Source organism: Pseudomonas sp. YA1 (genome assembly GCF_058680555.1).
In genome coordinates, this window is record NZ_JBZWBG010000033.1 from 25,852 (window position 1) to 47,099 (window position 21,248).

The window sequence follows — 21,248 nt, forward strand, 5'->3', positions numbered from 1 at the left end:
ACGCAATGAGACAGACCTTAGGACAGCGGAACCCAATCCCCCTCTCCGCTCCCTGAACTGATTGACCTGATCATCCGCTCAACCGCAGGTCGTTCTATATACTGGGAATTCCCGGCACGGTAGCGGTCTTGAAAATAGTCTTGCCCACGACGGGTCAATCTGTACCCCTCGGGCACGCGTTCGATCCGACCTGCGTCCACGTGGGTCTGAAAATTCCCCAGGAACCGCTTCAGCGGGAACGGCTTTCCCTGATCCATTTCCGTGACTTCGAGAATGGCCGCCATGTAAGTCCATAGGCGTTGCCCGGAGGGGGTGGTTGAAAGCTTGTAGAGATGATTGTTGCCTTCCATTCTTTGCTCCTTTCACGCCATCAGGCAGCCAACGCCAGCAGGTTCTCGATCAGCTCTTTCAGCTCAGAGCGTTGCTCACTGCCCTCTTGATACATCGAGCGCTGAAGGATCTGCTCGGCAGTCATCAGCGGCCAGAACCTGTCGATCACATCATCCGCTTTGACGCGCACCGCCTGGCCGATGATTTTCTTGGCATCGCAGGTGTCGGCGAAACTCACCCTTACCCCGGTTTGAACCTCAATCATGTCGGGGCACAGGTAGTTCTCGATTTCCCTTTTGCGCGTCGAGTAGAAAGGGCGCCCGCGGGCTTCGACTTCCTGTTTGCGCTTTGCGATTGAAGCTACCTGCTCCGGGCTGCCGCCGATGTCGGAGTCCAGGAACACGCACCAGGGCAACCCGAGGTCATCGGCGAGGTTGAGGGTGACCCAGTGCTTCACGCTGCCACAGCCGCCAATCAGAATCGGAACGATGCCGGCATCCTCAAGACTGGACGGAAGATACCCGCCAGCCTTTAGGGTATTGGCCGCATGGCGGAGGAAGGTGACGTCTGATTTGCCTTCTACCAGCACAACGCCTTTCGCCCGCTCCATCCCCGTTTCGGGGAGCACACCCAGGCTCTCGGCGGCCTCCTTGAGCACATCGTCATTGGGCATTTTGACGGTGGGGATGCTGTTCTCATCCTTGGTGACATAGCGGATGCCGCCGATGGGCATCAGGCCGGCCAAGGCGGGGACGTGGGTGGTGACGATGATCTGCCGGTTGGGTTGGTTGGAAAGCTCCAGCAACGCCTTCATCAGCATCATTTGGTAGTTCGGGTGCTGGGAGGTCTCTGGCTCTTCGATGGCGTAAATCACGTTGCGCTGGGAGCCCACTACCGCCTTCTCCGACTCGGCGCGGAAGAAGTTGAGCAGAATTAGTCGGCGCACGCCGCTGCCGCGCTTGTTGATGGGGATGCCGTTCTCACCATCCAGAGTGAAGCTGAAGCTCCACTTGGGCTTCTCCTTGAAACGCGGAGTCAGCTCATTGGCCAACTCGGGAGCCATTTCCCGCAGCTTGTCGAGAGTGCGGGCGGCGACATCCAGCACGCTGGCTTCGATCTGCTGCTCCAGTGCGCTGATCTGATCCTGCATTGCAGCCTGAGCTTCCTTGACCGCCTGCTGTAGCGGGTTCTTGGCCTCTGCGTCGCCATCACTGCTTTCACGATCCGCCTTGAACAGGGCGAAGGTGGGCAGCAGGGCCTCGATCTTTTCCCAGATGGATTTGCTGTCGGTCGACAGTCCTTTGCTGACGTCGAGCATCATCTCCTGGCAGACGATGGGCTGCGCTGCCGCACGAATAGCCTGCCGCCACTGTGACGCCACGCGCTTGTCGGCCACTTGCTCAGCAACGCCTTGCTGCTCACCGAGCTTTTTCAGATCGGTCATCTTCAGGCTCAGCAGCCCAGCCAGCGCTTCATCCGCAGGGTGCTGACAACGGATAGCAGTACGCTCCAGCTTGCCTGTGTTGGCCTTGAAGGTTTTGACGATCTCCAGCGCGCCCTCGGCGTTGAGCAGGTATTCCTGCGCCAAGGAAGTCTGGGCATTTTCATCCAGCACCAGTGCCTCGGGCAGGCCATCAAACTCACAGGCAATCTCGAACTGCTCGGCGCCCTCGGCCAGGCTGAAGCAGTTCATATCGCTCTTGTCGGCTTTGACGTCGCCGCTCTCGAAGAAGATCGCCAGGGCTTCGAGGATGGTCGATTTGCCATAGTCATTGCGGCCGACGATGCCGGTCATAGCTTCGTCGATGGGAATGACCGTGGTGGCACGGTAGCCGCGGAAGTGGGTGAGCTTGACGGACTTGAGGCGCATGGGGATTTCCTTATCTATAGATGACCAGAGAAGGCTTTTTTGCTTATCGAAGAAAATTCATCACTCAGCCCATCCTGGGAATGCTCCATCCCCTTACGCAAACCTTGGTATCGATGAAAAGCTTCAGCAAATTTCTGTTGTATGCTCTCTGGCGGGCAAATAAAGCGGACTTCCTCCAGCCTCCCCTTGCTAACCATGCCTTTCATGCCGCCAGTAGAGGCTGCCTGGATGGCTTTTTTGCAATACTTGGCAAGCGCATATAGAAAAATGCCATTGACACCAGGCATAGGCGTTAGCGCGTTAATCTGCTGATTAAACGAAACCTCTCTATCTGCGTAAGCCGAATTACCGATACAATCAAAACTTCCTGCAATACATGTCAGTAGCGTCGAGCCAGCAGGAACACGACGTCCGACCATGCAACCTGTCTCCGACAGATATTCAGTAGCAACAGTCAAGAAATCACTTGACGTATTTATGTTGTCTGATTTGATCCATTCGATAAAATCGCCGTAGTATTCTGGCTTATCCCTTGGAGGGGTATTTCCCGTTGTTACTTTGGCCATTTCTTTGATAGGCCTAATATTCCACCCCTTCGGATTGATCACCGGGTCGCCGAACATGTCCAGAAACACGGCGCGGAGGAAGTCGTCAGCGATCTGGATGGCTTGCTGGCGTTTGCGGCGGATGGCGTCGGCCTTGTCGAGGATGGCGGCGATGCGCTTTTGTTCGGGCAGGGGTGGGAGGGGGATTTCCCACTCAGCTATATGCGTTCGATTAACCTGCTTAAACGTTGATCCAGTTCCCTTTGATGCTAGTTCGTGCTTATGGGTGCAGATAAAATTCCAAAGATAGGAGGCGTCAAGCTTATCTTTAATAACTCTCAATCCCGCTACGCCCCGACCAAGGCAGTAAGCTCTATCACTCCAATTCAAACCCCCAATTGTAGCGCGAATACAAAGTATCAAATCCCCGGACTGGGAAAGCTTACTTGCCTCAGTAGTAAATTTTTTTGGGGCAGGAGTTATCTCTCCAAAATCTCCGGCGCCAGCCAGTAGCGGAACACCCTCACCGACTTCGTTATATGAGGCCCCCTCTGGCGCCTGTCCCATTGTAACGTTACAAACATCTGCCAGTTTAACCAAAGGCCAACTCACAGCATCCCCTCCAGCTCACCCAGATCTGCCAGAATTTCCTGCTCCAGCCCTTTGAGCCGTTGCAGAATCACCTTCGGGTCCTCGTACTGCTCCTGCTGGTATTCCACTTCCTTGTAACGGTTGATCGAGAGGTCGTACTTGTTAGCGGCGATATCCTCAGCGGGCACGACAAAGGCCCTTTTGCGCTTGTCACCGAACAGGGTGTTGATAGTGCCGGCGCTGAGATTGCCTTCGACCATCTGCCGGTATTTGTGCCACTGGGCGATGGCGTCGGGTAGGTCGTTATCCTCTTCCGGATTCCGTCGGTCATCTAATGAATAACCATCCTTCTTAAGATCGTAGAACCACACCCGCTCGGTACTGCCCCCTTTGGTGAAGATCAGGATGGCGGTTCTGACGCCAGCGTAGGGTTTGAACACGCCGCTGGGCAGGCTGACGATGCCTTCGAGCTGATTATTGTCGAGCAGCTCCTGGCGCAGCTGCTGGTGAGCCTTGGATGAGCCGAACAGCACGCCGTCCGGCACGATCACCGCGGCGCGTCCGCCGAGCTTGAGCGAGCGCAGGATGTGGGCGACGAACAGCAGCTCGGTCTTTTTGGTTTTCACCAGGCCGAGTACGTCGGGGTTGGTGTTGGTTTCGTCCAGGCTGCCTTTGAACGGCGGGTTGGCCAGCACCACGTCGAAGAAGTTCTGCTCCTGACGCGGGTAGTGCTCCTTGATGGATTTGCTCAGGGAGTCCTGGTAGCGGATGTTCGCGCCGTTCACGCCGTGGAGCATCATGTTCATGCTGGAGACGCGCAGCATGGTGGTGTCGAAGTCGAAGCCCCAGAACATCTGGCTGTTGATGTGCTGGCGGTAGGGTTCGAGCAAGTCGCCCGAGTAATGCAGATTACCGTCTTCATCGCTGAAGGTGCCTTCCGGACTGGAATGCACACGGTTGAGGTATTCCATGGTGCGGGCGAGGAAGCCAGCCGTGCCGCAGGCCGGGTCGCAAATCACGTCCGTAGGCTGCGGGGCTATCAGCTCTATCATCGCGTCGATGATGTGGCGCGGCGTGCGGAACTGGCCGTTGATACCGGCGGTGGTGAGCTTGCTCAGCAGGTATTCGTAGATATCGCCCTTCACGTCGCTCTGAGTCAACGGCAAGGCATGAACCATCTCCACGGCGGAGGCCAGCACCGACTCGTTCTTGATCTCCAGGTCGGCGTCCTGCATGTACTCGCTGATATGGCCGAGGCCTTCACGCCCACCACCCTCGCCCTCGGCACTGCCGAGCTTGGCGAAGAAGGGGTAGACGTTCTGCTTGAGGTGCTGGTGCAGCTCCTTACCGCTCTTGTGGTGGAAGTTCTTCCAGCGCAGCAGTTGGCCTTCCGGGGTGCTGGGGAACAGGCGGGCAAAGTCCTTGCCGGTGCGGTTGGCTTTGCGCTCGGCCACGTCTTCCTGCATGTCGAGCATGCGGGCGAACATCAGGTAACTGATCTGCTCGATCACGGTCAGCGGGTTGGTGATGCCGCCAGTCCAGAATTTTTCCCAGAGCTTGTCGATATCGTTGCGGATTTTGCCGGTGAGCATTCGGGGTACTTCTCTCGTTCAAAAATGGGTTGTCAGGCCTGCGGTAGCAGCTCGCCTTCGTGACTGTTCTGGATCAGTTGCGGCAAATCGTCGGCTGGCTCCGGCGCTTCGTCGAGCGCCTCTACGATCAGCGCAAGCCGCTCGTTCTCGAAGTCCATGTGAGTGGGCTCCAGCGCTGGCAGGGTCTTGCTGACCTTGGCCGAGAGCTTGTTGAAGCGTTCCACCTTGCCGTAGAGGCCTTGCTTACCAGCCAGCGCCTTGACGGTGTCGTTGTAGTGGTTGCTGACGGTGTTGAGGGTGCCTCCCAGCTTGCCGAGGCGCTCGGCCACGGTGCAGACCTGGTTGTAGATCTCGCCCGCCTTCTCGCTGATTTCCCGCGCCTCGGCGTTGCTGCGCTCGATCATCCACAGGTTGGAGACGGTACGCAGAATGGGAATCAGGGTGGTGTGCGAGACCAGCACGATGCCTTTCTTGTAGCCGTACTCGAATAGGTCCTTGTTGTGCTTCATGGCCTCGATATAGGCCGGCTCGACAGGCATGAACATCAGCACGAAGCTGGGGCTGCGCATACCGACGAGGTTGGTGTAGTCCTTGGAGGCGAGGTCGTCGATGTGCTTGCGTACGGCTTTGACGTGCTCGGTCATCGCCAGTTGGCATTCTTCCGGCGACTCGGCGGACACGGCGCGGTCGTATGCAACCAGCGAAACCTTGCTGTCGATGATGATGTGTTTGCCGTCGGGCAGCTTGATCAGGTAATCGGTCTGCCTGGAACGGCCTTCGGCATCCTTGAAGGCGCTCTGCACTTCGTAGTGCGCCTCTTCGATCAGGCCGCTCATTTCCAATGTGCGACGCAGCTGCGCCTCACCCCAGGCACCGCGCTGCTGGGAGTCACCCTTGAGGGCCGAGGTCAGATTGTTGGCCTCTTTGCTCATCTGCAGGCCGATTTCCAGCACCTTCCTGATTTCGGCATTTAGGCTGGTGTTGCCTTGCAGCGAGGCGTCGTGAACTTCGTTGATGCGCTTCTGGAAGCCTTCGATCTGCTCGCGGAAAGGCTTGAGCATCCCATCGATACTGGTCTGGCTGGTCTGGGTGAAGGTCTTGCCCTTCTCCTCGAAGATCTTGTTGGCCAGGTTCTCAAATTCCTGGGTCAGCGACTTGCGGGTGTCGGCCAACTGCGCCATCTGTTCCTGGAAATGCTCCTCGCGCTTCTGCAAGGTGGTCTTGAGTTCGGTGTGCTCGGACGAAAGTGTGCTCAGGCGCTCCTGCAACTCGTTGAACGATCGCACCTGCTGAGAAAGCGCTTCCTTGGTTTCAAGAAGTTGGCTGCGCACATCACGCTCGGCAGTTTCCAGGGCCTTGGCCCGTTTGCCCTCATCCGCCAGTCCGTCTTTCAAACGGTCACGATCCGTGTGCAGCTGTTCATTTGTGGCCTGAGCCTGAGCCAGGCGCTCACGTAGCTCGGCCACCTGCTTCTCGCTCTTGTCCAGGGAGGTCTTCAGCTCAGCATGCTCATTGCTCGTCGACTGGTAGCGCTTCTGCAAAGTGTCGAGGGCTTGCACGTGCTCGGTCAGCTTGTGCTTGGTCTCGCTAAGCTGTTCGCGAGCTTCACGCTCGGCGGTTTCCGCCACCTTCGCGCGTGTTTCTTCGCTCGCCAAGGCATCCTTGAGGCGGTCACGCTCCTCTTGCAACGCAGCATTTGTGGTTGTCGATGTATCGAGGCGCCCGCGCAGTTCGGTCACCTGTTCCTGCAGCCCTTGGGCACCAGCCTGCACAGCCTCCAGACGCCTGGCTGACTCATGATGTTGCCGGTTTGCTTCTTCCAGTTTCACCTGCAAGTCCGATCCGGCAGCTTTACGCTCATGCAGCTCGGCAGAAAGACGCGCCATGGTATCGGCCGATGCTTGCAACTGCGCCTTCAACTTGCCCTCTTCGATCTGCAGCTCATGACTGCGCGCTTCTGCTGCCTTGAGCTGAATCTGCAGAGATTGCTGCTGAGCCTCAGTCGACGCCCTGGCCAGCTCTGCCTGCTCAAGCTGCATACTGAGCTGGCTGATCTGCCTCCCCTGACGCAGGGCAGCGACCACATAGCCGATAACCGCTGCGGCGATAGCGAGCACCCCGCAGATCACGATGATTTCTGTCGTCCATTGGCTAGCTTGCATGATCACTCCTAGTGACTGCTTGGCGGGACATCCCCGCGCAGGAAGGGCTTGAGCACGGCGACCAACTCGCCGACATCCTCGGGGGCGAAGACGCCGTCGATACCCTCGTGGGAAATACTGTCGAACGGCGGCTCGTAGAGTTTCTCCACGACAATGCTGCCGTGTTGCGCGATGTAGTTCTTCAGCAGATTCATGAAGCGAACCTGCTGGGCGGTGAGGCTGGGGTGGGCATGGAGGAAGCTCTTGAAATGCTCCTCGATGGCTTGCGCATCCAGGCCAATGATCTCGCGCACGGTAAGGTGCAGCTGATCCGCGGTACGGCCGTAGAACTCGTTGAGCACTTCCAGGCTGACGCCCGGATGGCTGGTGAGGATGGTCGAGGTGAGCGTCTTCAGTTCTGGCTCGGCAATCGGCTCGCCCTTGTGGATTTTCTGCAGGGTTGGATTGGCGGCCAGCATGCCGTCAAGAATGTCCTTGAGGCGGCGGCGGTAGATCATCGCTTCGTTGGCGCCAGCGATATACACCACACGCTCTTCGCCCTGGACGTTGCCATCCGCGGTTCGCGTGGTGTCTACGCCATAGCCAGGCCCGGTGTCGGTCTGGCGGTACTTCATGATGCCACGCAGCTCCTGGCGGGCATGTTCCAGCTTGCCGATGCTGGGTTGTTGCCAGAACTCGGCGCTGCGCACCTCAGCGATCACGGCATCCTTCTGCCGCACGGCCTGAATGTTAACGGCGAGCTTGTCCACTTCGGCCAGTAGGGTGATCTTGCCATCCTCAAAGCAACTGGCCTGCTCGACCAGGCAGCGCTGGATGCCTGCGATCAGCTTGTCCAGCGCGGTGGCATGTTTGTCGCGCAGCACCCGGGCCGACATCAGTGGGGCGATACTGTCCATCAGCAGGTGCTGGGTTTTGGCATCGAACTGTTTCAGCAGCGCGGTTTGCTGCAACTGATGCACAACACGCAGCTCGCGCTTCACGGCCACGCTGGTGTCCGGCAAGTCGTTGATGTCCGCCCGCAGTAGCTCGATGGCGGTATCGAAGGCGACTGCATGGTTGTGCTTGAGCGCTGCCTGGGCCAGCTCCACGCGTGCCTCGAAGGTGGTTTGCAGGAGGGATTTGCCGCCAGTGTCCTCCGGCTCCTGATACTCCTGCTCGAAGTAGTCGAAGTTGCCGTAGTGGTCGAAGATGAGGAATTCACTCTTGTCCTTGCCTGGGCCGAACAGGTTGGGGCGCAGGCGCGTGCCACGGCCGATCATCTGCCAGAACTTGACCCAGGACTTGACCGGCTTGGCGAATACCAGGTTGACCACTTCGGGCACATCGATGCCGGTGTCGAGCATGTCCACCGAGATGGCGATGCGGAAGTCGTTGTCCGGCTTCTTGAATTCCTTGATCAGGGTGTCCACGTGCGGAATGGCGTTGTGGATGACCTTGCAGACCTTGCTGCCGTATTGCGGGTAAAGCTTGCAGAAGAGCTCTTCCAGGTGCTCGGCGTGCTCCTGGCGCTGGGCAAAGATGATGGTCTTGCCGACCAGTGAGCCGGTTTCGTCCTTGATACCGTTGTTGATCAGGTTTTCCAGGATGATGCGGTCGGTGTCTTCACTGAAGATCTTGCGGCCGATGTCCTTGCCGGCAATGGTAGTGCGCTTGGCCTCCTCTTCGCCGAGATCTTCTTCGAGCTGACGCTTCTGCTCATCGCTCAGGTCGTTGTAATGGATGCCACCACGCAGAAAATCGGTGGTGAGGTCGCGTACGCGGAACGGCACCAGGTAGGGCGGTTCGTTGTTGATGGCGGCATCCAGCCCGAACTCGAAGGTGGGGTCGGTGGTTTCACAGTCGAACATGTCGAAGGTGTTGCGGCTGATGAACTTCACTGGCGTCGCGGTCAGGCCCACTTGCAACGCATCGAAGTAGTCGAACAGGTCGCGGTATTTGTTGTAGATGCTGCGGTGGCTTTCGTCGGCAATGATCAGGTCGAAGAAGCCCACGTCGAGCTGGGCGAAGCGGTTCATCATGCCCGGGTAGGTAGCGATATAGATGCGCGCGGTCTGATCGACCTTGTTGGTTTCACCAATCACGCAGCGTGGTTCGCTGGGCAGGTTCTGCTTGAAGGCATCATCGGCCTGTACCCGCAGTTCCTTGCGATCACACAAGAACAGTACGCGCTTGGCCCAACTTGTGCGCAGAAGCAACTCGGCCAGGGCGATGGCCACACGGGTTTTGCCGGTGCCGGTAGCCTGGATGATCAGGGCCTTGCGGCGTTGCTTTTGGAAGTGCGCGGCGACGGTCTTGATCGCTTCGATCTGGTAGGGCCGATCAGCAATGCTCAGCTCGGGGTTGTGCTTTTCAACCTCGGCAATGCGGTACTGGCGCTGGTAGATCAGGTATTCGAGGCTGTCCTTGCTGTAGAGGCCGTAGACGGGACGGTAGGTGTTGTACTGCTGGTCGTCCCAGATAAAGGTTTCGTAGCCATTGCTGTAAAAGATCACCGGACGCTGCATGCCCATACGCTCGAAGCCGTCGGCGTACATGCGGGCCTGCTCGCGCCCGGCCTGCAGGCTGACATTACCGGATTTCTTGGCTTCGATCACGGCCAGCGGCTGGCCGTTGTCACCCCATAGCACGTAATCCGCACGCCCCTTGCCGGAGGTGTTATCCGGGAAGTCGACCTCCACCTCCTGACCGACCTGAGCGGGGTTGCTGACATCCCAGCCGGCCTGCAGAAGCATGGCATCGATCAGCAGGGTACGAGTCTTGGCCTCGTTCCATTGCAGGCTGTCAGCGACCATCTGGCTCTGCTGCTGACGCTTCTGCTGGTCAGGCTTAGCCGGCGGCTCCAGCTTGTCGAGATTGCGGGTGCGCTCCTGGTCCAGTTTCTCCATGACGCGCTGCAGCTCTTCCTGCTGCTGATTGAGTTCCTTCTCGTAGCTGGAGACGGTCTTCTGCAGGCTGGCGAGGGTCGCGGTCGGATCCTGCACCTCGGCAAAGGGCGGAATATCGGCCTGCGCAGTGCCGTAGTACTTGATGGCCATATACATGGCCAGCTGCTGGGCAGTCTTCAGTGCCAGCTGTGCATTGCGCAGGTCACCTTCCGCACCGTGAGCGGTGTCATTGCCCTGGATACGCAGGAAGTTGATCTGGTGAACCAGAGGCTTGCTGACGCAATCCGTGAACACCGAGTTTTTAACCAGGTCGTAGAAAGTTGACTGCGGCATGCGGGGCAGCAGCTCTTCCTTGTAGATGGCTTTGGTCAGCTCCTCGGCGAAGCTTCGCAGACGCGTCAATGCACTGCCCGGGTCGATATGCAGTACGGCCTCAGCCAGACCAGCGAGGTTAGCCAGCAGTTCGTTGCCGGGGCGGAGGAACTCGAAATTGACTGATTTCATATAGGCGATTCTGTCCATGCCAGTCCTAGAGCTAGGACCGTGCCAAGTTTTTACTCGATGCCGTATTTGTCCATCCAATTGCTCAGCGTCTGCTGGCTTTTGAGGCCTAACAGGCTGGCGGCGCGAGTCTTGTTGTGCCCGGTGAGAGTGAGCGCCTTATGCAGGTAATGCCCTGCAACCTCAGCCACAATCTCTTGTAAATCAATGCCTTGTGAAACATCACGCGCCATTACGTCGACTTGCTCCAAGGGAAGTTGGAACAGCGCCTGCTCAATATCCTCCGCGCCGATAGCACTGCCCTGGCACCACAAGGCAGATCGAAGCAATGTGGACTGAAGCTCCCGGACGTTGCCACGCCAGGGATGTCTCAGAATAAGTTTTTTTGCTTCAGCGGAAAGTTTCTTACCAGTCAGCGAGGCATCTTGCTTAGCGAGGACTTCTAGCAGCGCATCTGCCAGCAAGAGCAGATCCCCTTCACGCTCTCGCAGGGGCGGTAGATGAAGAACCCCGACGGCGACCCGGTAGAACAAGTCCTCACGGAAACACCCATGAGCCACTTCCTGCATCAGATTTCGATGGGTAGCCGTGATCAACCGCACATCAACCTTTAGCTCCTGCGTCCCCCCGACTGGCGTGAACGTGCCTTCTTGGAGAACGCGCAAAAGTCGAACCTGCACGTCCGGCTTCAGCTCACCAAATTCATCCAGAAATAGAGTGCCTCCATGCGCCTGCTGGAACACGCCATCTCGATTCTCCACCGCCCCGGTGAATGCACCTTTTCTATGGCCGAACAATGTGGAGTCGATGAGCTCGGGCGCAATAGCCCCGCAGTTGACCGGAATGAAGCGGGCCCCAGCACGTGGACCGGCGTTGTGGATAGCTCGTGCAAATAGCTCCTTCCCGGTTCCGGTTTCACCGTAGATCAACACCGGAACCTGCTTCTGCGCCAAGACCTGCGCTTGAGCCTTAAGCATCATCATGCGTTCACTCCGCGTGACTATGCTGTCGAAGGCTGCGTTGCCAGGAATGTTTTGCCCCGCAAGCTCCAGTAGCTTGGCGCTAGTGATGCTATTGGCGGCAGGCACGTACTCGGCCGCTATTTCGAATGGCACCTCAACCTGCTGTACGCCTTGTTCGAGGGAGGATTGATAGAAGGTTGCCGGGTAGCGGGTCTTGCCGAGGAGTATCCACACTGCCTGCATGGCGGGAGTACCAGGGCTGAGCAGAATCGAAAGATCAGCGCGGGAAGCGGACAAGCGCTCCAGATGCTTGTTGGCGGCCTGGTAGATTTCCCCGAAGTGGACTGGGGAGCTCAGAGATTCGTAATGAGCCTCGACCGGTATATCGACACGCTCGCGCAGCCATGCCAGATAGGGCTCAACACGCTCGACAGGGTAAGAGCAAAGCAGCTCGACACGATCAAAGGACGCAACCCGCAGGGTCGACAAAATCGGCCCGACCTCGCTGTCGTTAACAGCTTTGAGATCGTTCCCCCCTACCCAGCAAGTCAATACCCGCGGCTTCTTCGACACTGTCCCTGTACTCCCGACTCAAACTCCTGGCTGCTACCCCAGACAGGAGCAAATTGTGCTGCGATTCGCGTCGCGGATATTAAACCATTGACCCACTGGGGTCTTTGTCCACTGTCGGCTGTGCAGAGGCGCAGGTAGAACTCCTCGCACTCCCCCATGGAAAGCGGATGCGTCAATCCGGCACGGGCCAGCAAAGGGAACACGATCCGTCAAAAGGAGATGTTGCCGTCGATGCCGGCAGTTTGCCAGACCAACTGGCATGCTCACATCAAGCTGGCAGGGAGCCCTGCCGTGTCAAAGAGCCCGCCATGGAGTGCAATCGTTGGAGCTGAAACAGAAAGTCAGGGCCGCGCAACTAAGTGTTCTGAGCAAATATGGTGTCTTGGCTGATTTTTCCGCGCTGGAAGAAACCCAGCTTGACAGTGCGCTTAGGGGCACGATTCCAGCCGGAACTGCGCAAGACATGACGTTCGCTAGCTGGTGCGATCAACTGCTGGGGCAGGGTATACGCTTGCCGGTTGCCCGCTTCGATGAGTCGGTTGCAGGACAAACGAGGATCAGCAATCTCGCTGCCGGCAGCGAGCTGGCCAAAAGCATAAAGTCACGGGAAAGACAGCTACTAACCGTGATCAAAGCTGCACAGCAAGAGCTGGCCGATCTGAAGCAACTCCAGAGATATGGGGCCTCGGCTGAGCAAGAGCCTGGTTTCGCACGAGCTCTTCATCACTGGTACCGGGAAACAACCGCCCCTTTGCATCGCATTCTTTGGGAGATCAAGGAAATTGAAGGAGCGATCTTCGACTACCCAGGACAGCTGAACAGAAACTATCGCCAGCAAATAGTCGAAGTCATTCTGACTGCACTGAACTCCCTAGAGTCCTTCGGCATTTGGACCGACGTGGTCTTACGAGATGGGTCGCTGCGCGCCCCCGCTGCGCCACCGATCACCATGCGCCACAGCCAACCCCTTGAGGATGAAACAGGCGGAGCAGAATGCTTCGACTTTGTTGTAGAGGGCCTGCAAGCCGACGTACTCGAAGTCGTAAACGAGTTCCTAAACCCTGGGCAAATGCTCCCCCCCATAAGCAAGGATGCGCGCTTCAACTGCAATGTCAGCGTCTCCGTCAGCCGACGGAATCCCTTGAGCGAGGATGAGCTTTTCCACCTGTCCTGCTTCCTGCATAAGCTATTCGAGGCCATGGCCAGGTCCGGAGACCACCGTCCACGAGGCACATTGCGCGAGAAGGTTATCCTTTGCATTCTGCTGTCGTTTACGGCGCCATGTACGCCGACCCGGGCCCGACTCCCAGAAATGCTGTGTCTGCAAGATATCGTCTCTAGCGAGTATGGGGCGCCTCCCTCTGACGGTAAAAGTACGGACCTGAATATCTCTGCAGGAAGAATCGTGGAGCATCTGATTCGCGTGCTGCGCGCTCAGAATCATTGCTGACGAGACAGCCCCATTACCCAAAGCAAGTAAACGTAGTGGTCCATCCGTTCCAGACAGTCTCGTGATAGGCCACTACATGCCCCCTCCAGCCCGGCAATCCGAAAAAGGGACACGCGCTCCAACCCGATGAATACTGCATCGAGAGCCGCTTTAGCCGTAACGCTCGACCCAGAGCAGTCGCTACTGTGGTGGAGAGGTTTGCAGCTACAAGAAGGCTGGCTTTCTAATCCCAGCCCTCATAGAAAATCGAGCATCTGAGCAACATGTCATTCCTGCGGGATTTTCGCCGAGTAGTCGCGCGCGTGGTATTTCGTCTCCTGGCCGACAGGCTGCCAAAGCCCAGAAGCGCGAAAGAAAGCCTGCACATTCTCGTACCCCGTTGGGATGCCAAACTGGGTGACTCGATCGTTTCGTCTTTCTTCTTTCGTGAGGCTCGCAGACTCAATGCCCGGGTGACCGTGCTGACGGTCGAAGAGCTTGCCCAGATGCACGCGCTGGACTTTGGTGTGGATCAGGTCGTGATCACAAACGCCAATCCTGGAGTGCTCGAACTTCGCCACCTAGCGCAGCAGCTTGGACAGGTCGATGTTGTGGTGTATCTGGTAGGGAGAATCCAGCCTGCGGAGATCCTGTTTCTGCGATTGCTGCGCCCGGCCCGCGTGTACTCCTTCGATGACCGTTTACGCTGCGTCAATCGCAAGTTCGGTGAAACAACTGCCGGTCTCGACATGGCCGAGCGCTACCGACGCGTGCTTATGGACTTGGGTGCACGCATGGTCGATAGGAAGTACATCGTTCCCCTTCCTGACACGATGCCGAACGCCACCTCCGCCCCGAGAATCCTATTCAATCCCTACGCCAGCCGCCCAGACAAAAGCTTAGCCTTCGACCGATCCGTGAGTTTGCTGCACGCCATCGCCGATGCTTATCCAACCCGGTCTGTCGGCATCCTATGCAGCCCCGAGACCCGAGAAGATGCGCTGCGTATGGAAGTCGCGGCGGCTAGACGCAACGTGCGCGTCGTCCATGGGTTGGCATCCCCCAAGGATGCCGCCGGGTACATCCGCTGCGCACAGGTCGTGGTCAGTGTCGACACGGCAATCGTTCACATGGCGGTCGGCCTAGAAACAAAGCTGGTGGCAATCTACCCAGCCATGGCTGGACAAGCCAACCCGTGGCTGCCCCCACCTTCTCCTTTGACTCGGGTCGTCTATAGCCAGCAACACACTGGTCAGATTCGGCGCACCGGCAAGAAGGACATGAATGCGTTCTCAATAGAAGCTCTGTTGGACAACCTTCACGAGTTGTTGGCCACTACACCCAAAACTGAGCAACTCCATTCGCTCAGAGCGCGGATAGTGCCCGGTCTGGGCGTCGCGCAGGGAACCCTCGCTCGCCAGTTGCCACTGATCAGCAAGGACTTCCCCGAGGTCGCAGACTGTCACCCCGGGACCATAAACTTGGAGCTCGAATGTCCTCTCGAAGTGGCGCAGCCCGACCATCGCACAGCTCCGCTCGCCTGGACCCCGAGCGGACGGACAACTGAAGTATTCGACCTGGTACGCATTGAGCTCGAGTTCGGCCCATTACCAACGCGCGTGCCCGCATGGTTGTACGTTGCCCACGCCTCCCCTCACCGCGGCACACCGACTGTTCATGAGGTGATAGCCCAGCAGTTAAACCTGAGCGAGGTCCGTGAGTGTCAGATTCATCTGCGCGCAAGCGCTGTAACGCTGACACCCCCAGATCAACTAACGGCGCCCATCAGCCGCTCGCTCTCTCCTAGCCAATAGCCACGATCAGCCTCTATGTGCAGGAACAATTTGGCCAGCAAGGTACCGCCAGAGAGAAACTCTTCAATAGACTCCATACGCTTGGCCGTACGCCGAAAGTAGGTGTTGTAGAGCTTGAGCATGGCTGCATCTCTCACCAGAAAATCTGCAACGTTCACATCCTGGCGACGCATCACCTCACAGCTTGCGAAGTTGTACCGTGGACGGTAGCCGGGGTCGATGACATCTCCGGCAATAGGCACCAACTCGTCAGCAGATTGCGCCACGATGTCCTTGATACGCCCAGGATTACCCCACGCATGGGCACCTCCTTCCAATCCAGTAGACAACGCCCGGGCAAGCAGGGGGTTTCCCGGCTGGGACGCGAAAATACATTCACTATGCCAATGCAGCTTATAACTAAGGCCTGCCGGAAACAGCGAGCTGGTTGGGTCGCGCAAGAACAGTGTGTCCGCATCCACCCACGCGCCTCCATGTTGATGGACGAAGGCCATGCGGATGAAGTCGCTCTTGGCAACTATGGCCTCGATCCCCTCCGCCAGGGTGAATGGCAATGGTTCAAAGGACCATGGTTTACCAAGGATTCGAGGGTCGATCAGGCCCTGGACCGACCGCGGTGTAAGCAATTGAAAGCGCTCACCCAGGGCTCTACGCATCGAGACCAATGCCAGCGCGACATAGGCTGGCATGACCTGCCCTGGGGCATTTTCCCAATAGCTCACATATCGCACGGAACCATGAAGGCAGCTGTTCACGGATGAATCGCTCTGCCATCAGCACTCAGCAACCCGGCATCTGTCAGGTAATCCCGGAGCAACACCAAGGAGGGTGCGCATTGCACCTGACCTAGAAACTCATTTCCCAAGGCAGACTTGTACAAGCGCAACCAGGTCGGTGCAGGCACCTTCGGTAAGAAAGCGGCGAGAGACTCTCGGTTTCCCTCCCCGAACAACAGGCGAAGAGTGCGCAAGATAGGTTGGTAGTCCCGCGCAGACAGCAGCTCCGCAACGGTATCGTCCAGCCGTTGCTCGACCACCACACTATTCAGCCGATCCTCAACCGAGGCGTCGCCCAGCGCCACCCGGGGATCGATCGCCACCGGATAGATTGCGCGGAACGACTTTGCACCGTTATTCATGGATTCATAAAGCACTTTGTCGGCAGTAGATCCGGTAACCAACACATCGTCGCCGAAGATCACATGCACACCGCTCCAACGATAGAAGTTTTCAGCCGGAATGACGTGGTCCTGAACCAGATTGACGTGCTCCCGCTCCTCGGTGCTGAGGCTGGCGTAGTCCTCGCAGGGTGGCGCAATCCTGGGTAGCTTGACGTTGATGATGGTCGGCAACGCCAAATGCGCCAATTTGACGTTGACCTCCTCGACCACGATCTCATAGAGCACGTTCGCCGTGGACGGCACGTTACGCCAACCAGTGGTCATCATCACCACGTTGTCACCACAGGCCTTGGCGTTCCGGAACAGGCATGACCATTGCGAATCTGACCTATCCAGCTCGCCACAGAGGTAGTCGATCAATTGTCGTGCGAGATACTGGATATCACCCACACTGCCGTATTTTGCACGGCTGTAGATCCCGGCCAATGCTGTGGCATCGGTGCCCGTGGCCATGTCGCGGAATAACCCCGACCCGGCAGGTGTAAGGCAGTTAAGGGCAGTGCCGCCAAAAATCGAAACATACTCGGCCATGCTGACCAGTTTACGTGCAAACAGGTCGGCGGCGAACGCGCGGAAACCTGTCTTCACATCATCAGCACAGGGCTGAGCGGAAGCCTGACGAAACATCGCCAATTGGACATCAACCGGCCTCTTAAGCACCTCGGACCAAAGCAGTGATTTTTCGGGGGTCATCATGTTCAAGGCCGTTCAAGTCCTTCTGTCAAAGTTGCTGGCGTGCCCAGCAACGGCAGGCTGTCGAGGGCGACATCGATTCGTCGGCGCCTCTCGTAGTAACTAATGCGTTTCAGCCCCAAAGGCCGCAGGGCCGTGAGCAGTTCGGCAATGCCACAGCCGGCGTCACTCGGGTCATGGGTATCGGACCCAACCGTGAAGGGCACTTCGTGTGCGATGAGCTGCGCCACCAATTCCCGAGACGGATAAGACCACAAGCCCTGAACCTCCCTCCCCGTTGCAGGATCCAGGCTCGACTTTCGAAGGCCTGAGGCATTGAGCTCGAAGGCAATACCGCTTCGGGTGAGCGGTGCCAGCAAAGGTTCGAAACGGCGCAGGAAAATGTCTTCCGGTACGCCACGCAGCAGAGTGTCGGCGTGCCCTACGGCATCGAACAGCCCACTGTCCAACAGCCCTTCGAGGTTGGCGAAGTAGCGGTCCAGGAACGTCTGCCCGGCCAGGCGCGGCAGCTCCCATACCTTCACCATGGTTTCGTCTGGAATTTCCACGTAATGAATCGAGCCGATTACGAAGTCCATCGGGTAACGAGTAAGCAGCTCGCGATTGAAGGCATCGGTGCCAGGCATGTAGTCGAGTTCCAGGCCGCACAGGATGGTGATCTGCCCCTGGTAGATCTTCCGCGCCCGCTCGATGTCGGCGAAATAGCGATCAAGTTCGGACGCGAGCAGACGATTGTCCGTATCCACGGGGAATGGCGCGTGGTCGGTGATGGTTAGGATGGTCACGCCGGCAGCGATCGAGGCGCGAACCAATTCATCGACGGTGCCGGTTGCATGCTTCGAATAAGAGGTGTGGCTGTGTGAGTCGATCATGCAACCTCCCATTGTTCGAGCAACCCGGCATGACCTGCCAGCTCCTTCACCAGCCAGTAGGGGTTGTTCGCCTTGGCAATGATCGAACGCAGCAGGTCGGTGCTCTCCAGGCGCGCCAGCAACTCGGTCAAGGGGTGCGTATAGAGTGCTCGGGTCAACGGTGTCTCCCGCACGTGGGCGACCAACCGTTGCCAGTCGACCCGATCAAAGTGGATGTTGCCTAGGCGCTGGTTCTCGATACCGTACAAGTACAAGTCACCACTAGGCTTCACCGTGACATCCAAACCGTTAGCCTGCGGCGGCTTGTTCAGACTGCCGAAAGTGAAGCGTTTGTTGACTTTGGACTCGATCGCCTCGATGTACCCCTGCATGTCTAGATAACCCGGGGCGATTCCAGGAGCGGGGTGCACCAGGTTCTTGTAGTCGATGCCGAAGCACTCACCACCCGCAACCAGGACGTCTTCCAGCACACTCCGCGGCTCGATGGTTGCCTCTACTCCCCAGCGAGCCAGCTCGGACTTCAGATACTCGCGAGTGAAGTCGCGATCGGTGTCGATCGAACGGAACGAGAAGCTCAGCCCGGACGGCCGCCGGCGCCTCAGATAGTCCAGACTGAAGCCATGAGCCCGCCATTTGACCTTCTCGATATGGTGGCTGTCGGCGCTCAGGCGGATGTTACAGGTGTCGCCATTGCCCGAGACGATGCGATTGGTGGCGTCATAGAAGTCCGCCATCTTGTCATGTGGGTAGAACCCACTAGTGATGAATTCGAAGCACTTGCCACCTTCGGACAATCCGAGGATCTCGTGGAACACTTTGGCGTTGTTGAGCGGCTCGCCTTCGCCACTGACGGAGATGCGCTTGACCTCTGGGGCATTGATCAACCGGGCGAGGTTTTCCCGCGCCAACGTTGATAGCTCCATGCTGATGCCCGCCTTGTGCTTGTCGGCGTACATACAGAAGGCACAGCCGATTCCACAAATCTGGGTGATGTCGATGTAAAGCAGATGACCTTGGAGATCCATGTCCGATGACTCCATAAAGCCTCGCGCCAGCAGCGCAGGCAACTGTCCTGAAGGAAGTGCAGCGTTGGCCATGAAGGCCCGCGCTAGGAATGCAAAGAGGGAGGCAGGCCAACCTCAGTACGGGACGTTGACCTGCAATTGCGGGATCTGCACCGAGTGCGGATAAATGAGGTGGAGCAGTATCCGCTGCTCTTGTACGGCAGGCTGCTACAGGTAATCTGCCAATTGGGGCATTACCATCGCAGCCAATCAGCCCACTCGGCAGAACGCCAACCCTTGATATCCTGCCGGGCTATTGAGAACCGGTAGATCCAGTTGCTCATCGCGCATGAACTCCAACTGCATTACGTTACCGCGGATGATCTCGTGCGCACCGACAGCCTGCTCAGCGATATTCAGCAAACGAGCATGATTGGTCTCGCCCTGCCGACCCGCCCTGAGGCGCAGCGCTGGATTGCTCAGGCTCTGCTGCAGCTGCCGACCGAACCCAGCGTGACGCTCCTTGAAGTCATTGGCGAGCTGCGCAGCCACATCCATTTCACCTAGCCGAGCCAGCACCTGTACCCGCCCCTGAGCCGACATCACCCACCCACGGTAAGCGGCCCCAAACTCACCAGGCTGTAGATACTCAAGCGCACGCTCACCCACATGCTGCAGCAGCCCGCCAAAATAACTGTGGCTCTCTGCGAGCTGGCTGCTGGCAATACCCAGTTGCTGATGCATCAGTGTGGTGTTGCGATACAGCCCGGCTTCGCGTAGATGCTGCAGGGAGGCATGCAGAGGGGCCAGTCGGCCAATCATCTGTCTGGCATCCAGCCACTCCACACCCTGCCGGATGTCATCGAGCTTGCCATCCATGTGTTTAAGCTTGTTCTCGATACCCTGTAACTTGTAAAGCGTTAGCGCAAAGCCAGCGACACTAACGGCCAGATTGGCCACCTGCAGCCCCATGATCATCTGCTGCTGTACACCGAGCAGCTGCAGCTGCTCAGCCTGCTGGCGCAGCAACTGGACCTGCTCGGCCCCCTGTTTGAGCAGTTGCTCGGCCGTATCGCGTTCCAGCAGAACACCTTCCTGCAACCACATCACGATCTGCTTGTCACCTACTCTGCGGATGACGCCACCGATACGTTCGTAAACACCGTTTTTCAGCCCCTCGGCAATCGCCTCCGGAACATCGAAGATCACATTTAGCTCAGCCATCGAAAGCTCCATTCATGAAATCGGTCGCTGCCTCGGCACGAGCCTTGAGACGCAGCATGGCGATATGCAATACGCAAGGAATGGTGACCCGGTAGGCAGGCCCAGCCAGATCCACGGCGGTCCAGACACCGGCTATGACCCAGCCGACCGGCCCAGCCAGCGCGGCGACGGCACGACCGCCGGCAAAGGTTCCCCCAGCGACCACCGCACTGCGCAGCCCGTGCCCAAGCAACTGCTGGGCCATCGAATTCACGATTACCGTCGAAGTGCGATAGAGGATCATCCGTGCTACGGCCGGCACCACCAGCCCACTCAGTGCCGAACCATTCAGCAGAGCCGTCATCTTGGTCTTGTCGAGTCCCGCCTCGCGCAGAATCTCTTCCAGCTCGCGACGATCCTCGCCCGACGACTTCTCCAACGCCTGACGTAGGATCGACTGCACCATCGCCTCCTCCAGCTCGATGAGCTCCATCGAGCCAACACCCTTGACCTTGAGCTTACCGGCAACATCTCGCACCACCTCGGTGTAGGAAGGCCCGCTCTTGCGCCACAGGTTGGCGAAACTGTTGCCACCGAACAAACGCAGCTCATCAAGGATTGCACTGGCATAACGGCGGTGTTCCGGGTGCCAGCGCTTGAAGTCCACTTGCTTCGACAAGGACTCGGTTCGGGCCTTGAGGATGTATTCCACCAGAGGCTCCAGATCATCGTTGCTGACACGCTCCAGAAGCTGACGGGTATTGCTGATATCGTTGCTAGTCACTACAGCGACTCCTTGTCCTGCTGGTAAGCGTCCCGACTGATCAGCCTCACTCTATAGGTCAACACAACCGGTCGGCTCGCATACTCATTACCGTACATAGCTAATCCTTTATCGTTTTCTCTGCTCACCTGGCACACATCTGTAGTGGTCTACTGATCCCGGACACCGATTTAGGCGAGAATCCTCGCCGTGAGAGAGGTGTCTGATGAGCAAGCAACGACGTACGTTTTCCGCCGAGTTCAAACGAGAGGCCGCGGC

General features: G+C 57.9%; 15 protein-coding genes. 2 read left to right on the forward strand and 13 right to left on the reverse strand.

All coding sequences use genetic code 11. The features are described from left to right. Positions 1-17 precede the first annotated feature (17 nt). From AC4OR5_RS30395 to AC4OR5_RS30425, 7 genes are read right to left on the reverse strand one after another with little or no spacing between them, the layout of a single operon-like run. Positions 18-350 (reverse strand): hypothetical protein, encoded by a 333-nt coding sequence (locus AC4OR5_RS30395; RefSeq protein ID WP_058160780.1) that lies wholly within the window; start codon positions 348-350, stop codon positions 18-20. 20 nt (positions 351-370) lie between these two features. Continuing rightward, positions 371-2,200 (reverse strand): AAA family ATPase, encoded by a 1,830-nt coding sequence (locus AC4OR5_RS30400; RefSeq protein WP_058160778.1) that lies wholly within the window; start codon positions 2,198-2,200, stop codon positions 371-373. 14 nt (positions 2,201-2,214) lie between these two features. Further along, complete coding sequence (locus tag AC4OR5_RS30405; protein ID WP_071536201.1) at positions 2,215-3,357, reverse strand: restriction endonuclease subunit S; 1,143 nt, start codon at positions 3,355-3,357, stop codon at positions 2,215-2,217. Beyond that, on the reverse strand, positions 3,354-4,928 hold the full coding sequence (locus tag AC4OR5_RS30410) for a type I restriction-modification system subunit M (RefSeq protein ID WP_058160777.1): 1,575 nt from the start codon (positions 4,926-4,928) through the stop codon (positions 3,354-3,356). Before AC4OR5_RS30410 ends, AC4OR5_RS30405 begins: the two co-directional genes overlap by 4 nt. Positions 4,929-4,960: 32 nt before the next feature. Further along, the gene (locus AC4OR5_RS30415; RefSeq protein WP_016253785.1) at positions 4,961-7,090 is read right to left on the reverse strand and encodes a DNA recombination protein RmuC; all 2,130 of its coding nucleotides are present in this window, start codon (positions 7,088-7,090) and stop codon (positions 4,961-4,963) included. Between the two features lie 8 nt (positions 7,091-7,098). After that, a complete protein-coding gene (locus AC4OR5_RS30420; protein ID WP_031758998.1) occupies positions 7,099-10,479 on the reverse strand; it encodes a DEAD/DEAH box helicase family protein in 3,381 nt (1,126 codons plus the stop codon). A 50-nt stretch (positions 10,480-10,529) separates the two neighbouring features. Then, positions 10,530-12,011 carry a sigma-54 interaction domain-containing protein gene (locus tag AC4OR5_RS30425; RefSeq protein ID WP_003158589.1) on the reverse strand — a complete coding sequence of 494 codons (1,482 nt, stop codon included), beginning with the start codon at positions 12,009-12,011 and terminating at the stop codon, positions 10,530-10,532. 322 nt (positions 12,012-12,333) lie between these two features. Between AC4OR5_RS30425 and AC4OR5_RS30430 the strand changes: the two genes are divergently transcribed. Continuing rightward, positions 12,334-13,461 carry a hypothetical protein gene (locus AC4OR5_RS30430; RefSeq protein ID WP_003158590.1) on the forward strand — a complete coding sequence of 376 codons (1,128 nt, stop codon included), beginning with the start codon at positions 12,334-12,336 and terminating at the stop codon, positions 13,459-13,461. 263 nt (positions 13,462-13,724) lie between these two features. Beyond that, complete coding sequence (locus tag AC4OR5_RS30435) at positions 13,725-15,254, forward strand: glycosyltransferase family 9 protein (RefSeq protein WP_058160775.1); 1,530 nt, start codon at positions 13,725-13,727, stop codon at positions 15,252-15,254. On the opposite strand, the gene AC4OR5_RS30440 is transcribed toward AC4OR5_RS30435, so the two are convergent. The 6 genes from AC4OR5_RS30440 to AC4OR5_RS30465 all read right to left on the reverse strand — a co-directional run bounded on the left by AC4OR5_RS30440 (position 15,209) and on the right by AC4OR5_RS30465 (position 20,990). Beyond that, positions 15,209-15,943: a glycosyltransferase family 32 protein gene (locus tag AC4OR5_RS30440; RefSeq protein WP_049308275.1), complete on the reverse strand. Its 735-nt coding sequence runs from the start codon at positions 15,941-15,943 to the stop codon at positions 15,209-15,211. The two genes, AC4OR5_RS30435 and AC4OR5_RS30440, sit on opposite strands and share 46 nt — an antisense overlap. Positions 15,944-16,005: 62 nt before the next feature. Further along, positions 16,006-17,127, reverse strand: coding sequence for a hypothetical protein (locus tag AC4OR5_RS30445; RefSeq protein ID WP_031640407.1), 1,122 nt, complete (start codon positions 17,125-17,127; stop codon positions 16,006-16,008). 5 nt (positions 17,128-17,132) lie between these two features. Beyond that, positions 17,133-17,999, reverse strand: a complete 867-nt coding sequence (locus AC4OR5_RS30450; RefSeq protein WP_003119453.1) for a histidinol-phosphatase — start codon at positions 17,997-17,999, stop codon at positions 17,133-17,135. After that, positions 17,996-19,024 carry a radical SAM family protein gene (locus tag AC4OR5_RS30455; RefSeq protein WP_003158594.1) on the reverse strand — a complete coding sequence of 343 codons (1,029 nt, stop codon included), beginning with the start codon at positions 19,022-19,024 and terminating at the stop codon, positions 17,996-17,998. Before AC4OR5_RS30455 ends, AC4OR5_RS30450 begins: the two co-directional genes overlap by 4 nt. 249 nt (positions 19,025-19,273) lie before the next feature. Continuing rightward, a complete protein-coding gene (locus tag AC4OR5_RS30460; RefSeq protein WP_003158595.1) occupies positions 19,274-20,227 on the reverse strand; it encodes a hypothetical protein in 954 nt (317 codons plus the stop codon). Then, positions 20,220-20,990 carry a YaaW family protein gene (locus AC4OR5_RS30465; RefSeq protein ID WP_003124228.1) on the reverse strand — a complete coding sequence of 257 codons (771 nt, stop codon included), beginning with the start codon at positions 20,988-20,990 and terminating at the stop codon, positions 20,220-20,222. The genes AC4OR5_RS30460 and AC4OR5_RS30465 overlap by 8 nt, the downstream gene beginning before the upstream one ends. Between the last annotated feature and the right edge of the window lie 258 nt (positions 20,991-21,248).

Bases quoted from the DNA above. Each gene is read 5' to 3' on its own strand.
- AC4OR5_RS30395 (WP_058160780.1), bottom strand. From the start codon at position 350: ATGGAAGGCAACAATCATCTCTACAAGCTTTCAACCACCCCCTCCGGG.
- AC4OR5_RS30400 (WP_058160778.1), bottom strand. From the start codon at position 2,200: ATGCGCCTCAAGTCCGTCAAGCTCACCCACTTCCGCGGCTACCGTGCC.
- AC4OR5_RS30410 (WP_058160777.1), bottom strand. From the start codon at position 4,928: ATGCTCACCGGCAAAATCCGCAACGATATCGACAAGCTCTGGGAAAAA.
- AC4OR5_RS30415 (WP_016253785.1), bottom strand. From the start codon at position 7,090: ATGCAAGCTAGCCAATGGACGACAGAAATCATCGTGATCTGCGGGGTG.
- AC4OR5_RS30420 (WP_031758998.1), bottom strand. From the start codon at position 10,479: ATGAAATCAGTCAATTTCGAGTTCCTCCGCCCCGGCAACGAACTGCTG.
- AC4OR5_RS30435 (WP_058160775.1), top strand. From the start codon at position 13,725: ATGTCATTCCTGCGGGATTTTCGCCGAGTAGTCGCGCGCGTGGTATTT.
- AC4OR5_RS30440 (WP_049308275.1), bottom strand. From the start codon at position 15,943: ATGCCAGCCTATGTCGCGCTGGCATTGGTCTCGATGCGTAGAGCCCTG.
- AC4OR5_RS30445 (WP_031640407.1), bottom strand. From the start codon at position 17,127: ATGACCCCCGAAAAATCACTGCTTTGGTCCGAGGTGCTTAAGAGGCCG.
- AC4OR5_RS30450 (WP_003119453.1), bottom strand. From the start codon at position 17,999: ATGATCGACTCACACAGCCACACCTCTTATTCGAAGCATGCAACCGGC.
- AC4OR5_RS30455 (WP_003158594.1), bottom strand. From the start codon at position 19,024: ATGGATCTCCAAGGTCATCTGCTTTACATCGACATCACCCAGATTTGT.
- AC4OR5_RS30460 (WP_003158595.1), bottom strand. From the start codon at position 20,227: ATGGCTGAGCTAAATGTGATCTTCGATGTTCCGGAGGCGATTGCCGAG.